This is a genomic window from Halomonas pelophila, from assembly GCF_040196315.1.
Lineage (GTDB): Bacteria > Pseudomonadota > Gammaproteobacteria > Pseudomonadales > Halomonadaceae > Halomonas > Halomonas pelophila.
In genome coordinates this window covers 89,388-101,863 of record NZ_JBEGCI010000004.1, presented here as the reverse complement: position 1 = coordinate 101,863, position 12,476 = coordinate 89,388, and the positions used below count along the sequence as shown (strand labels likewise).

12 protein-coding genes are annotated in these 12,476 nt (G+C 65.8%); 2 read left to right on the top strand and 10 right to left on the bottom strand.

The window, feature by feature from the left end:
* Positions 1–187 precede the first annotated feature (187 nt).
* A complete protein-coding gene (locus ABE957_RS05455; RefSeq protein WP_349757670.1) occupies positions 188–541 on the top strand; it encodes a cupin domain-containing protein in 354 nt (117 codons plus the stop codon).
* Positions 542–568: 27 nt separating this feature from the next.
* On the opposite strand, the gene yidD is transcribed toward ABE957_RS05455, so the two are convergent.
* The 8 genes from yidD to ABE957_RS05415 form a co-directional block, all read right to left on the bottom strand.
* Complete coding sequence (gene yidD, locus ABE957_RS05450) at positions 569–856, bottom strand: membrane protein insertion efficiency factor YidD (RefSeq protein ID WP_349757863.1); 288 nt, start codon at positions 854–856, stop codon at positions 569–571.
* Between the two features lie 78 nt (positions 857–934).
* On the bottom strand, positions 935–1,375 hold the full coding sequence (hisI, locus tag ABE957_RS05445; RefSeq protein ID WP_349757669.1) for a phosphoribosyl-AMP cyclohydrolase: 441 nt from the start codon (positions 1,373–1,375) through the stop codon (positions 935–937).
* Complete coding sequence (locus ABE957_RS05440; RefSeq protein WP_349757668.1) at positions 1,372–1,842, bottom strand: Fur family transcriptional regulator; 471 nt, start codon at positions 1,840–1,842, stop codon at positions 1,372–1,374. The genes hisI and ABE957_RS05440 overlap by 4 nt, the downstream gene beginning before the upstream one ends.
* 70 nt (positions 1,843–1,912) lie before the next feature.
* Positions 1,913–2,875 (bottom strand): alpha-L-glutamate ligase-like protein, encoded by a 963-nt coding sequence (locus ABE957_RS05435; protein WP_349757667.1) that lies wholly within the window; start codon positions 2,873–2,875, stop codon positions 1,913–1,915.
* Positions 2,876–2,878: 3 nt separating this feature from the next.
* Positions 2,879–4,384, bottom strand: a complete 1,506-nt coding sequence (locus tag ABE957_RS05430) for a UUP1 family membrane protein (protein ID WP_349757666.1) — start codon at positions 4,382–4,384, stop codon at positions 2,879–2,881.
* Positions 4,385–4,437: 53 nt separating this feature from the next.
* Complete coding sequence (locus tag ABE957_RS05425; protein ID WP_349757665.1) at positions 4,438–5,289, bottom strand: ATP-dependent zinc protease family protein; 852 nt, start codon at positions 5,287–5,289, stop codon at positions 4,438–4,440.
* Positions 5,290–5,448: 159 nt separating this feature from the next.
* Positions 5,449–8,514 (bottom strand): efflux RND transporter permease subunit, encoded by a 3,066-nt coding sequence (locus tag ABE957_RS05420; RefSeq protein WP_349757664.1) that lies wholly within the window; start codon positions 8,512–8,514, stop codon positions 5,449–5,451.
* Positions 8,511–9,638 carry an efflux RND transporter periplasmic adaptor subunit gene (locus tag ABE957_RS05415; protein WP_349757663.1) on the bottom strand — a complete coding sequence of 376 codons (1,128 nt, stop codon included), beginning with the start codon at positions 9,636–9,638 and terminating at the stop codon, positions 8,511–8,513. Before ABE957_RS05415 ends, ABE957_RS05420 begins: the two co-directional genes overlap by 4 nt.
* Positions 9,639–9,963: 325 nt before the next feature.
* On the opposite strand from ABE957_RS05415, the gene ABE957_RS05410 reads away from it, so the two are divergent.
* The gene (locus ABE957_RS05410) at positions 9,964–10,509 is read left to right on the top strand and encodes a DUF3833 domain-containing protein (protein ID WP_349757662.1); all 546 of its coding nucleotides are present in this window, start codon (positions 9,964–9,966) and stop codon (positions 10,507–10,509) included.
* Positions 10,510–10,630: 121 nt separating this feature from the next.
* Here ABE957_RS05410 and ABE957_RS05405 read toward each other — a convergent pair whose 3' ends face one another.
* Both ABE957_RS05405 and ectB read right to left on the bottom strand, forming a co-directional pair.
* Positions 10,631–11,044, bottom strand: coding sequence for an ectoine synthase (locus tag ABE957_RS05405; RefSeq protein ID WP_349757661.1), 414 nt, complete (start codon positions 11,042–11,044; stop codon positions 10,631–10,633).
* A 98-nt stretch (positions 11,045–11,142) separates the two neighbouring features.
* Positions 11,143–12,408, bottom strand: coding sequence for a diaminobutyrate--2-oxoglutarate transaminase (gene ectB, locus ABE957_RS05400; RefSeq protein WP_349757660.1), 1,266 nt, complete (start codon positions 12,406–12,408; stop codon positions 11,143–11,145).
* Positions 12,409–12,476: the final 68 nt, after the last annotated feature.

Sequence of the window (12,476 nt, the reverse complement as noted above, 5' to 3'; positions counted from 1 at the left end):
GGAAACGCTGATTTATTGCTGCGCTCGATATCCTGGCCGCCGGCGGTGCCGAGGCGTCGGACCATCGCCATCCTCATGTAGCGGGCTACATTCCGGCAGCTGCGCTCCGGCGGCGACCAGCCTCTCATCGCTCGCGACATAAATCAGCGCATCCTAACGCATTTTATTTTCTGTCTAGGAAGCTAGTGTGAACGATACCCCCATCCGCGCCATCAAGTTCGACCATCGCGACACCCCGTTCCGCCATCGCGGCGGACCGCCCGGCCATGCCGAGATCGGCCGCACCGTGGACACCGCGCTGAGCGCCACCATGGGCGCCGGGTTCGCCCGCTGGGAGGGGGCCGAGGTGGCCTGGACGGTCCTCTACGACGAGGTGATCTTCGTGATCGAGGGCGAACTCCAGGTCACCGCCGCCGGCGAGACTCATCGCGTCACCCCCGGCCAGATGCTGTGGATCCCAGAGGGCACCGAGCTGGTCTACGCCGGCCAGGCGCTGTTCGGCTACGCCCTCTATCCGGGCAACTGGAAAGACCGCGTGTAGGGCAGGGGGCGGGGCTCTGCTAGCGCGTCAGCGGGGGTCGTGCGGCTGGTGGGGGTGACGGCAGCGGAAGTGCTCGTCGAGCTCGGGGTCCTCGCGGCAGAGCGCTTCGCTCGGGCCGCCGGGCACCGGGTCGATGCCGCCGTCGGCACCGGGGTGGCAGCGCGCGATGCGCTTCATGCCCAGCCAGCCGCCGCGCAGCGGGCCGTGCACCCGCAGCGCCTCCGCCGTGTAGGCCGAGCAGCTCGGCCAGTAGCGGCAGCGCGGCCCCAGCAGCGGGCTCAGCGTGACCTGATAGAGCCTCACCAGGGCGATCATCAGCCCGCCCAGGGCGCGTGACAGCAAGCCCGAGAGGCGCCTCACGGCTCAGCCCTTCCCAGCTCGGCCCTTCTCAGCTCAACCCTTGCCATAGAGCGTATCGGGGTCGATCAACGGATCGCTGTCGATGCGCGCCTCGTCGCCCTCCAGCGCCACGTAGAAGCAGCTGCGCCGCCCGCTGTGACAGGCCGGCCCGGTCTGCTCCACCTGCAGCAGCAGGGTATCGCCATCGCAGTCCAGCGCGGCGGACCTGAGCCGCTGCTGCTGGCCGGAGCTCTCGCCCTTGCGCCACAGCTTGCCGCGGGAGCGCGACCAGTAGCAGACGCGGCCGGACCGCAGGGTCTCCTCCAGGGCTTCGCGATTCATCCATGCCATCATCAGCACCTCGCCGCTGTCGTGTTGCTGGGCGATGGCGGGGATCAGGCCGTCGGCATTGAAGCCCACGGCGGCGAGGATCTCGGCCAGCGGCCGGCGACTGTCGCGAGGGGCCCGTTCGAGGGCCTTGAAGGATGTGCTCATGGGGACTCCGCGGAAACGGCGGGGGAGAGGCTCTGCCGGCAGGCGTCGCACTGGCCGAGCAGCTCGATGGTCTGGCGCTGGACCTCGAAGCCCAGCTCCCTGGCGCGTCGCGTCAGGTGATCGTTGATCTCGTCCAGGTGCAGCTCCTCGACGCGGCCGCAGTGGCGGCAGATCAATAGCTGAAAGCCGTGGGCGTGCTCCGGGCAGGGGCAGGCCACGTAGGCATTGAGCGACTCGATGCGGTGTACCAGCCCCTGGTCGATGAGGAACTCGAGGGCCCGATAGACGGTGGGCGGACGCGCCGCGGCGTGTTCGGCCGCCAGGCGGTCGAGCAGCTCGTAGGCCTTCAGGCCGCCGCGGGTGGTGGCGACCAGCTCCAGTACGCGGCGGCGAATCGGCGTGAAGCGCGCGCCGCGCTGCTGGCACTGCTGCTCGGCCTGGCGGATCATGTCGCGGGGGTCGGTCATGGCACCCGAAGCGGTGGCTGAAGGAAGCGCATATTCTACGCGGCCGCCCGGTGAGGAGCCAGCCGCCGCCTCAGGCCGTCTCGCGCAGCTCGCTCGACCGGGCGAAGTGATGCTGCGAGAAGACGACGCGCTCCTCGGCGGGAACGCCGTCGGGCTGGCGTTCGATCAGATCGAGCCGCGAGCGCAGCCCCTCGCCGTTGGCCATCTGGATCGCCAGGCCCGGGCGGGCGTTGAGCTCGAGCAGCATGGGGCCGTGAGCACGATCGAGCACCATGTCGGTGCCGAGATACCCCAGGCCCGTCATCTCGTAGCAGCCGGCGGCGAGCAGCAGCAGGGTGGCCCAGTCGGGAATGTGCAGGCTGGCGAGCTCGTGGCCGGTGTCGGGATGGTCGTGTCGCGTGCGGTCGAACTGCACGCCGCGGATCGCCGTGCCGCTGGCGATATCGATGCCCACGCCCACGGCGCCTTGGTGCAGGTTGGCCTTGCCGTCCGAGGCGGCCGTGGAGAGGCGCATCATCGCCATCACCGGGTAGCCCTTGAAGACGATGACCCGGATATCGGGCACGCCCTCGTAGGTGTATTCGGCGAAGGAGTCGTCGAAGTTGATCAGTGCCTCGACCAGCGCCACATCGGGCGATCCACCCAGCGAATAGAGCCCCGAGAGGATGTTGGAGACGTGGCGTTCCACGTCGCCGAGGCTCAGTCGGGCGCCGCTCGGCTTGACGTAGCGGTCGCCCTCGACCCGCTCGATGACCAGGATGCCCTTGCCGCCGCTGCCCTTGGCCGGCTTGATCACGAAGCCATGGTGACCGGCAAGCATCTTGCGGATGTGCTTGACGCCGAACTGGGTGGTCACGGTGCCGATCAGGGCCGGGGTAGTGATGCCGAATTTCTGGGCCAGCAGCTTGGTCTTGAGCTTGTCATCCACCAGCGGATAGAGCCGGCGACTGTTGTAGCGTCCGATATAGCGGATGTTGCGCCGGTTCATGCCGATGATGTCCTTGGCACGCAGGCGTGCGGGGGTCGTCCACATACCTCAGTCCTCCGTGACCGGCTTGAAGCGGCGCAGCTCGAGCAGACGGTAGCCCGTGTAGTTGCCGAGCAGCAGGATCAGGCCCATCAGCATCAGCTGCACGCCGAGGAAGTTGAAGGTGATGTGGCGGATCCAGGGGTTGTTCATGGCCAGGTAGGCGAGCACCGCCGTCATCAGGCTGCCGCCCCCCTGGATCAGCACCTGCTTGGGCCCTTCCTCCTCCCACAGGATCGACATCCGCTCGATGGTCCAGGAGAGGATGATCATCGGGAAGAAGGTGATGGTCAGGCCGGCGTTGAGCCCGAATCGGTAGGAGAGCACCGAGAACACCGAGATGATGGCGATGACCGTGATGATCACCGCCGTCACTCGCGCCACCAGCAACAGGTTCAGATAGGAGAGGTAGTTGCGGATCACCAGCCCCACGGCGACCACCATCAGGAAACCGACCAGGCCGGTGATCAGCGTTGTCTGGATGAAGGCCAGGGCAATCAGCACGGGCATGAAGGTGCCCGAGGTCTTGATGCCCACCAGCACGCGCAGCAGCACCACCACCAGGGCGCCGATGGGAATCAGCAGGATGGTCTGGAACAGCGCCTGATCCTCGAGGGGCAGGCTGTGGATCGAGAAGTTGAGCAGGGTGTCGTCGGCCAGCTGGTTGCGCACGGCGGCGGCGGCCGGCTGGTTGCGCGAGAGCATCGAGAAGTTGATGCGCGAGTTGCTGCCGCCCTGGACCTCGAGCACCGCCTGGCCGGCGGACTCCCAGAGCAGCATGTTGTCCGGCCGTCCTCGCTCGCCGGTGCGCGGATCGAAGAGCACCCACTGCTGGTCCTCGAAGACCTGGATCCAGGTCGTCAGGCTCTGGCGGCGGCGACCATGATCCAGCATCAGGCCGCTGACCTCGCGCGCCGGCACGCCGGCCTGGTTGAGCAGGCGCACCAGCAGCGGCGTGCGGTCGAACTGGGTCAGCAGCAGCCGCGCATTCTCGCCCTGGCGCTCGTCGGTGAAGTCGTTGATCAGCTCACGGGCGAAGGTGAAGTGATCGGCGCTGCGCGCCCAGGCGCGGTCGATCACCTGGCTGGCCGCGGTGTCGTAGGGCGACTCCCAGAGGATGTCGCGACGCAGGGGAGGGGGCTCGATCTCGGCACTGCGCGCTCCGGGGGCCACCAGGGCCTGGACGCTGTAGTAGAGCTGCTGATCGCCGCTGGCGTCGCGGGTCGACCACTCGGCGCGACGCCCGCCTTCCTCCTCGAGGAAGGCCAGGCCGTAGCCGGGCGAGGCGGTATGCTCGGTGAGGATGCGATACCCCTGCTGGCTCGAGGGCAGCGCCATGTTGACCTTGGCCGGTCCACCGTCGGCGGTGAAGTTCACCTGAGCCTCGATCTCCCAGACCTGGCGCAATTCGCCCGGCGTCCAGGGCACCTCGAACTGTACGTGGCGATGGATGCTCATGGCGGCGCCGGCCACCAGCAGGAGAGTGACGATCAGGTAGAAGGGCAGTCGTGACATGGGTCTTCCTTGGGGGATGGACGGACGGTCCGGGTCAGGCCCGGACGCGGGCGTCAGCCCTCGGGTTGTACATCGGCATCGGTGGCTTCATCGGCGCCGGCGTCCGCTGCCGGACGCCCACCCGGAAATTCGGGTCGTTCGTGGAGGTACTGCTCGGCCACGTCGATGATGGCGATGTCCAGCAGGAAACGACGACCGAGCAGGACCGGATGGTCGAGGTGTGTGCGGTCATTGAGGGTGAACTGCACCGTCTCGCGCAGGGGGCCGAGGGTCATCAGCAGGCTGATCACCGGGCGAGACTCCTCACCGGTGGCCTGGATGATGCGCACCCGGCGATCCACCGAGGCCTCGATCCACTCGCCGCGGACGCGGTCGACCACGCTGTCGTCATCGTTGAGTCCCAGCTTGAAACGCACCCAGTCCTCGCCGTCGCGTTCGAAGCGAGTGATCTCGGTGGCCGAAAGCGACGAGGTTGTGGCACCCGAGTCGATCCGCGCCTTGAGATAGGTACCCACGTCGGGCAGACCGATCCATTCGCTGCGTCCCAGGACCTCCTTGTTGTTGAGGCTGGTCCGTTCGGCGTTGCTGCACTGGCTTTCCGTCCGCCGCGGTTCGTCCTTGCCGTCGAGGCGGGCAACATCGCCGCGCAGTTGCCGCAGCAGGCTGCCGACCTCACCGAGGTCGGCATCCACCTCGTCGAGACGCCGTTGCTGCTGCGTGAACTGTTCCTGGCGGCCACCGCATTGGCCTTCCACCACCGCTTGAAGCCGTGTGAAGCGCTCATCCACCTGGGCCGTGGTCGCCAGCGTGGCATGAGCCTTTTCCTGGGCCTGAGGCAACCAGGAGCAGCCCGCCAGTAGCGAGAGACCCATCACTGCCGCCAGGCATGCATAGCGATTGCCCATCGTTGTTTCGCACCTTTAAACCGGCCGTTGGTATCCGACCCTAGCCACCGCCGGAATTCTCAGATTTCCATCTCCGCGAATGGCGAAGAGTTCGGCGATGATAAGGAGTGATACCGACCCTGTCCACGTGAGCACCGGGAGTGCCGGGTGCCTGACCGCTCATGATGAAGCACTCGCCGCAGCGCCGGCATCCTTGGCCGCATTGTGATCCCGTGCCAGCAGCAGGTAGAACGCCGGCAGCACGAAGAGGGTGAACAGCGTGCCGATACCCAGTCCCGAGGCGATGGTCAGACCGATATCGAAACGGCTGACTGCGCCTGCTCCGGTGGCCACCAGCAGGGGCACCATGGCCACGATCAGCGCCACCGACGTCATCAGGATCGGCCGCAGGCGGATCGCCGCGGCCTCGATGACCGCATCACGCTTGTTCAGCCCCTTTTCGTGCTGCAGGTGATTGGCGAATTCGACAATCAGGATGCCATTCTTGGCCACCACCCCGATCAGGGTGATCAAACCTACCTGAGTATAGATGTTCAGGCTCGAAACCCCGAGGGTAATGAAGGTCATGGCGCCGGCCACCGACATCGGCACCGAGACCAGGATAATCAGCGGATCACGCCAGCTCTCGAACTGGGCCGCCAGCACCAGATAGATGACGATCAGCGAGAGAAAGAAGGTCAGCACCAGGGCGCTGCCCTGGCTCATCAGCTGTCGCGACTGACCCTTATAGTCGACCGAGTAGGCGGGGGGCAGGCTCTCGGCGGCCGTCTGGTTGAGCCAGGTCAGCGCATCGCCCAGCGTGACGCCGGGGCGAGGCACCCCCTCGAGTATGAGGGAGTTCAGCTGCTGGAACTGGCTGCGCGCGGAAGGCTCCACGCTGTCCTCGAAGCGCACCAGGTTACCCAGCGGGACCTGTTGACCGGAGTCCGCCTCGATGTAGTAGGTGTCGATCATCGAGGCATCGAGGCGGAAGGCCTGCTCGACCTGGGGAATGACCTTGTAGCTGCGCCCGTCCATGCTGAAGCGGTTGGCATAGCCTTCGCCGAGCAGGGTCGACAGCGCCTGGCCAATATCGGCCATGGTGAGGCCAAGATCCGCCACCCGGTCACGGTCGACCAGGATACGGGTGGTCGGACGGTCGAAATCGATCGACTTGCGCAGGAAGGCGAAGTTGCCACTGCCCATGGCGCGACCGAGCAGCTCGTCGGCGATGGCGTTGAGCTCCTCGTAGCTGTTGCCGGTGGTCAGCACGAACTGCACCGGCAGGCCACCGCTGGAGCCGGGCAGGGAGGGGCGAGGGAAGGCGGCGGTCTGCAGGCCGGTGACCCGGGAAAGGGCGCCCTGCAGCGCCGGCATCACCTCCATCTGCGAGACATCCCGCTCGCTCCAGGGGGCCATCTTGAAGCCCCCGAACACGGTGTCGGTGCTGGTGCCGCCGAGGATCATGAAGGACTCTTCGTAGCCGTCGATGCCTTCCATGCCGGCCTGGATGTCGCCGGCATAGCGCTCCAGGTACTCCAGCGTGCCGGTCTGCGGCGCGGTCCCCTGGAAGAAGATGATCCCCTGATCCTCCGTGGGGGCCAGTTCGTTCTGGCTGGTGATGAACATGAAATAGATCGAGGCCAGCACCACGGTCGCGAACACCACCGGGACCGAGACGGTTTCCAGGGTGCGCGACAGGAGCCCACGGTAGCCGCTGGACAGGCCATTGAAACTGGCCTCGACCCCTCGCTCGAAGCGCGACGAGCTGCCGTGGGGCTTCAATACCTTGCCGGACAGCATCGGGGAGAGCGTCAAGGCGACGATACCCGAGACCACCACCGCGCCGGCCAGGGTGAAGGCAAACTCCGTGAACAGCGAGCCGACCAGGCCGCCCATGAAGCCGATCGGCGCATAGACCGCCACCAGGGTGGTGGTCATGGCGATGATGGGCACCGCCATCTCCCTGGCCCCGTTGATGGCGGCGTCGAAGCGCGATTCCCCGGCCTCGATGTGTCGATGCACGTTCTCGACCACGATGATCGCATCATCCACCACCAGGCCGATCGCCAGCACCATCGACAGTAGGGTCAGCAGATTGAGCGAGAAGCCCAGCATCAGCATCACGAAGGCCGCTCCTATAAGTGACAGCGGCACCGCGACGGCCGGGACCAGGGCCGCACGGAACGACCCGAGCGACAGGAAGATCACCACCAGCACGATGACGACCGCCTCGAGCAGGGTCTTGATCACCTCGTTGATGGAGTCCTCGATGAACTCCGAGGCGTCATAGGGGAGTACCACCTCGAGACCGGCCGGCAGCTGGCGACGGATCTCCGGCAGCGTGTCGCGGACCGCCCTGGCCACCTTCAGCGGGTTGGCCCCGGGCGCCTGCTCGATGGCCATGAAGGTGGCGGGCGTCCCGCTGTACCAGGCGGTACTGTCATAGCTTTCTGCGCCCAGTTCCGGGCGTGCCACGTCCCGTAGGCGTACCAGATCACCGCCGTCATTACGCACCACCAGGTCCTCGAACTGACCGGGATCGGTGATATCGGTATCGGTGGTCAGGTTGATGGCCACGAGCTCGCTGCGGGTCTTGCCGACGCCGGCCTGGTAGTTATTGTCCTGCAGCACCTCGATGATCTGGCCGGGATCGACGTTCAGGGCCGCCATGCGTCGCGGGTCGAGCCAGATGCGCATGGCCATGTTCTGACCGAAGCTGCGGGCCTTGGCCACGCCGGGCAGCGCCTGGAGCTTGGGCTGTACCACCCGCGTCAGGTAGTCGGTGATGCGCGGCACCGCCATGCGCTCGGAGTAGAACGCCAGATACATCAGCGCCGTGCTGTCGCCGGTCGACGACTCGATGACCGGACTCTCGGCCGCGACGGGCAGGACGCTGCGCTGGCTGGCCACCTTGGCCTGCACCTCGGCAAGTGCCGCGTTGGCATCGTAGTTCAGCTCCATGTTGACCTCGATGGTCGAGGCCCCCTGGAGGCTGGTCGATTCGATGAAGTCGATGCCATTGGCTTCGGCGATGGCCTGCTGCAGGGGCGTGGTCACGAAGCCCTGCACCAGTTCGGAGCTGGCCCCGGGGTAGGAGGTCGTCACCGTGATCACGGTGCTCTCCAGCTCCGGGTACTGGCGCACTTCCATGTCCATCGCGGCCCTCAGGCCCGCGAGCAGGATCAGCAGGCTGATCACGGTGGCGAGCACCGGGCGCCGGATGAAGACATCGGTGAATGTCATCGGCCCTTGGCCTCCTCGCCGGCGTCGGCCGCCGGATCCGGGTAGGCACCTTTCTCCGTCGGCTTGACCGGCTGGCCATCACGCAGGCGCAGCAGGCCGGTGGCCACGACCCGGTCGCCGGGCACGAGCCCCTCGGTGATCTCGATCACATCGTCGCGCGTGCTGCCTGTCGTGACCTGCTGACGAGCCACGACGGTCTGGCCCTGATCATTCTCGGTGACGCGGAACACGAAGTCGCCATAGGTATTGAAGGAGAGCGCCGTGCGGGGGAGGGTGATGACCTCTCGCGTCTCGGTCGAGAGGGTATTGACCTCGGCGAACATGCCGGGACGCAGGGCCCCGTCGGCATTGTCGAGACGCGCGCGGACATTGATCGTTCGTGTCGATTCGTTGACCGAAGGCGCGACGGCCAGTATCTCACCACGAAAGATGCGCTCGGGATACGCCGCCACCGTCAGCGCTATGTTGCGTCCGGCGGCCACCTGGTCAAGCGCACGTTCCGGCACGCTGTAGTCGACATGAATGGGATCGAGCATGTTCAGGTCGACGATCGGCGTGCCCACGGCGATGTATTCGCCCAGATCCACCTCGCGCAGGCCCACCACGCCATCGAAGGGCGCTCGGATGGTCTTCTTGTTGATCTGGGCACGCTGCTGTTCGACGTTCGCGCGGGCGGCTCGGTAGTTGGCGCGCGCTTCATCGAACTGGGACTGGGATACCGCACTGCGTGGCAACAGGTTCGAGTAACGCTTGTACGTCTCGTTGGCCAGCTGCGCCTGCGCCTCCAGGGCAACCAGCGCGGCTTGATCGACGCTGTCCTCGAGACGAATCAGGACGTCGCCTTGGCTGACGCGCTGCCCTGATTCGAAGGCCACGTCACTGACGACGCCGGCCAGCTCGTTGGCCACCTCGACACCATTGATGGCGCGCAGTGAACCCACCGAGCTCAACGCCGAGCGCCAGGACTGCGACACGATGGTCACCGCCTCGATGGGCGTGGGTGACTGGGGCTGAGCATTTTTCTCGCCCATTTCCTGCATCTTCAGGTACTTCCACCCGAATATGCCGCCCAGGGCCACCGTCAGCACGAGGATGACGATGACGAGACGTAGCGTGGTTTTCATGGCCCGTTCCCGAGAAGCGTCGACAAGAACCCTGCGCGCACTGCCCAGCGAGGCGGCGCAGGTAAAACGACGGTATTAGTGTTCAATCATGTGAGCATCATGGCCAAATGGCCAGTCAGCAACGGGAAAAGGCGGGGCAACGGTCGGGAGGATCCATATCGTGACTATCCATCATTTAACATAATATACATTATGCGTCGTAGTGGGTGTCCGGCATTCCACGCGATCAGGATCGCCTTCCAGGTGGCCATGTGGGCCGCCGGATGGCGCCGGCGTCGGCGATCCGCTAGCCTTTGCTGTACTTGAAATCAATCCTGGATAGATCATGTACAAGATATTGCGCTATCGACTGCTCCTGCTGCTTCTCCTGGCGCTGCTGCTCGCCGGCTGCGGCAGTGTCGATGTCGAGCGGTACGCCGGCACCACGCCCCGGCTGGACATCGGCGAGTACTTCGACGGCCAGACGCGCGCCTGGGGCATGGTGCAGGACTACAGTGGCGAGGTGCAGCGTCGCTTCACGGTGGTGATCGACGGCAGCCTCGAGGGCGACACCCTGACCCTCGACGAGCACTTCACCTACCAGGATGGCGAGACGGACCGCCGGGTCTGGACCTTCGAGCGCCAGGATGATGCGACCTGGCTCGGCCAAGCCAATGACGTCGAGGGTCCCGTCGAGGCTCGCCAGGCCGGCCATGCCTTCAATATGCGCTACCGCCTGCCGGTCGAGGTCTCGGGACGCGAGCTCACCTTCACCCTGGATGACTGGATGTACCTGCAGCCAGACGGGCGGCTGATCAACCGCACGGCCATGAGCAAGTTCGGCGTGAGGCTGGCCGAGATCACCATCGTCTTCGATCGCTCGGCGCCCTGAGGCGCCACTAGGCTATGCCGAGTGGCGCACTCCATCACGACCTGGCCCCGAACCATGACGGTTCGGGGCCAGATGTTAAACCCGTGTCGTCGCGACAGGAACGCGACGAACAGCGCTCGGATCAGAGCGGGGTCTTGTCGTCCGGCTCGTTGGCCGGCGCGTAGGAGCCATCCTCGCGATGGATCTCCTTGCCGGTCAGGCCCGGAGTGAAGACGCAGGCCAGGTGCATGGTCTTGCTGGCCCGCAGCAGGTGTTCGTCGTGCTGGTCGAGAATGTAGATGTCGCCCGGCTTGATCGGCCAGATCTTGCCGTCGGCCAGGGTCTCCACCTCGCCTTCACCCTCGATGCAGAACACCGCCTCGAAGTGATGCTTGTAGTGGATATGAGTCTCGGTGCCCTCATAGATCCGGGTGATATGGAAGGAGCAGTTGCCGCCATCGTCGGCCAGCGACAGGCGGGTGCTGTCCCAGTTGCCGTTCTCGGCGGTGACCAAGCGGTCAGACTTGCGGGCTTCCTCGAGATTGCGAACGATCATGAATACTCTCCAGTAATGTCGATGGCGAACCGGCCGAGCCCTCGGCCGGTCGAGGACCGGGCCGCCCTTCCTCGTGACCGGGCGACCCTGTCAGCGTATCAGCTCAGCGCTTCGCGTGCGCTGGCCTCGAGGATATCCAGGCCGCGAGTCAGCTCTTCGTCGGTGATGGTCAGCGGGCAGAGGCACTTGACCACCTCGCCGTCCTGGCCGCTGGTCTCGATGACCAGGCCGTTCTCGAAGGCCTTGTGGGTGATCTTGTCGGCGATGTCGCCGCTGCCCACGTCGATGCCGCGCATCAGGCCGCGGCCACGCTCGGTGGCCTCGAAGCCCAGCTCGTTGAGCATGCCGGCGATCTTCTGGAAGCGCTTGGCGACCACCTCGCCCTTGCGCGCCACTTCCTTCTCGAAGGCGTCGTCGGCCCAGTACTCACGCAGCGCCGCGGCGGCGGTGGTGAAGGCCAGCGCGAAGCCGCGGAAGGTGCCGTTGTACTGACCCGGCTTCCAGACGTCGAGCTCCGGGCGCATCAGCACCTGGGCGAACGGCAGGCCAAGGCCGGAGAGCGACTTGGAGTTGGTCACGATGTCCGGGGTGATGCCGGCGTGCTCGAAGCTGAAGAACTTGCCGGTGCGCCCGCAGCCTGCCTGGATGTCGTCGACGATCAGCAGGATGTCGTGGTCGCGGCAGATCTGCTCGAGCCGCTTGAGCCACTCGAGGCCAGCCACGTTGATGCCGCCCTCGCCCTGCACGGTCTCGATGATCACCGCGGCCGGCACGTCGAGCCCGCCGGACTTGTCGCCGAGCAGCTTCTCGAAGTAGTCCAGGGTGTCGGTGCCCTCGCCCATGTAGCCGTCGAAGGGCAGGAAGCTGCCCCCGACCGTCGGCACGCCGCCGGTCGCCTCGCGGAACTTGCGGTTACCAGTGGTGGCCAGCGCGCCCATGGTCACGCCGTGGAAGCCGTTGGTGAAGGTGACGATGTTGTGGCGACCCTTGGCGTTGCGGGCCAGGCGAATGGCCGCCTCGACGGCGTTGGTGCCGGTCGGCCCGGGGAACTGGACCTTGTAGTCGAGCCCACGTGGCTTGAGGACGACCTCCTCGAGGGCCTCGAGGTAGTCACGCTTGGCGGCGGTCCAGAAGTCCAGGCCGTGGATGATGTTGTCCTCGGCCAGGTACTCGAGCAGCGCCTGCTTGATGTGCGGGTTGTTGTGGCCGTAGTTCAGCGTGCCGGCACCGGCCAGGAAGTCGATGTATTCGCGGCCGTCTTCATCGGTCAGCCGCGCATTCTGGGCCTTGGTGAAGACCACCGGAAAGGAGCGTGAATAGGTCCGAACGTCGGACTCCATGCGTTCGAGAATCTGGGTCTGCATGTGCGACCTCCTGTTGGTGTTGGATAGGGTTCTGGCCGCGACGCGGCCGGTAGAGACGCAGGGGCCTG

What these genes read in the sequence shown, in the direction of transcription:
- yidD (WP_349757863.1), bottom strand. Translation starts at nt 856, where the DNA reads ATGATCGCCCTGGTGAGGCTCTATCAGGTCACGCTGAGCCCGCTGCTG.
- hisI (WP_349757669.1), bottom strand. Translation starts at nt 1,375, where the DNA reads ATGAGCACATCCTTCAAGGCCCTCGAACGGGCCCCTCGCGACAGTCGC.
- ABE957_RS05440 (WP_349757668.1), bottom strand. Translation starts at nt 1,842, where the DNA reads ATGACCGACCCCCGCGACATGATCCGCCAGGCCGAGCAGCAGTGCCAG.
- ABE957_RS05435 (WP_349757667.1), bottom strand. Translation starts at nt 2,875, where the DNA reads ATGTGGACGACCCCCGCACGCCTGCGTGCCAAGGACATCATCGGCATG.
- ABE957_RS05430 (WP_349757666.1), bottom strand. Translation starts at nt 4,384, where the DNA reads ATGTCACGACTGCCCTTCTACCTGATCGTCACTCTCCTGCTGGTGGCC.
- ABE957_RS05425 (WP_349757665.1), bottom strand. Translation starts at nt 5,289, where the DNA reads ATGGGCAATCGCTATGCATGCCTGGCGGCAGTGATGGGTCTCTCGCTA.
- ABE957_RS05420 (WP_349757664.1), bottom strand. Translation starts at nt 8,514, where the DNA reads ATGACATTCACCGATGTCTTCATCCGGCGCCCGGTGCTCGCCACCGTG.
- ABE957_RS05415 (WP_349757663.1), bottom strand. Translation starts at nt 9,638, where the DNA reads ATGAAAACCACGCTACGTCTCGTCATCGTCATCCTCGTGCTGACGGTG.
- ABE957_RS05410 (WP_349757662.1), top strand. Translation starts at nt 9,964, where the DNA reads ATGTACAAGATATTGCGCTATCGACTGCTCCTGCTGCTTCTCCTGGCG.
- ABE957_RS05405 (WP_349757661.1), bottom strand. Translation starts at nt 11,044, where the DNA reads ATGATCGTTCGCAATCTCGAGGAAGCCCGCAAGTCTGACCGCTTGGTC.
- ectB (WP_349757660.1), bottom strand. Translation starts at nt 12,408, where the DNA reads ATGCAGACCCAGATTCTCGAACGCATGGAGTCCGACGTTCGGACCTAT.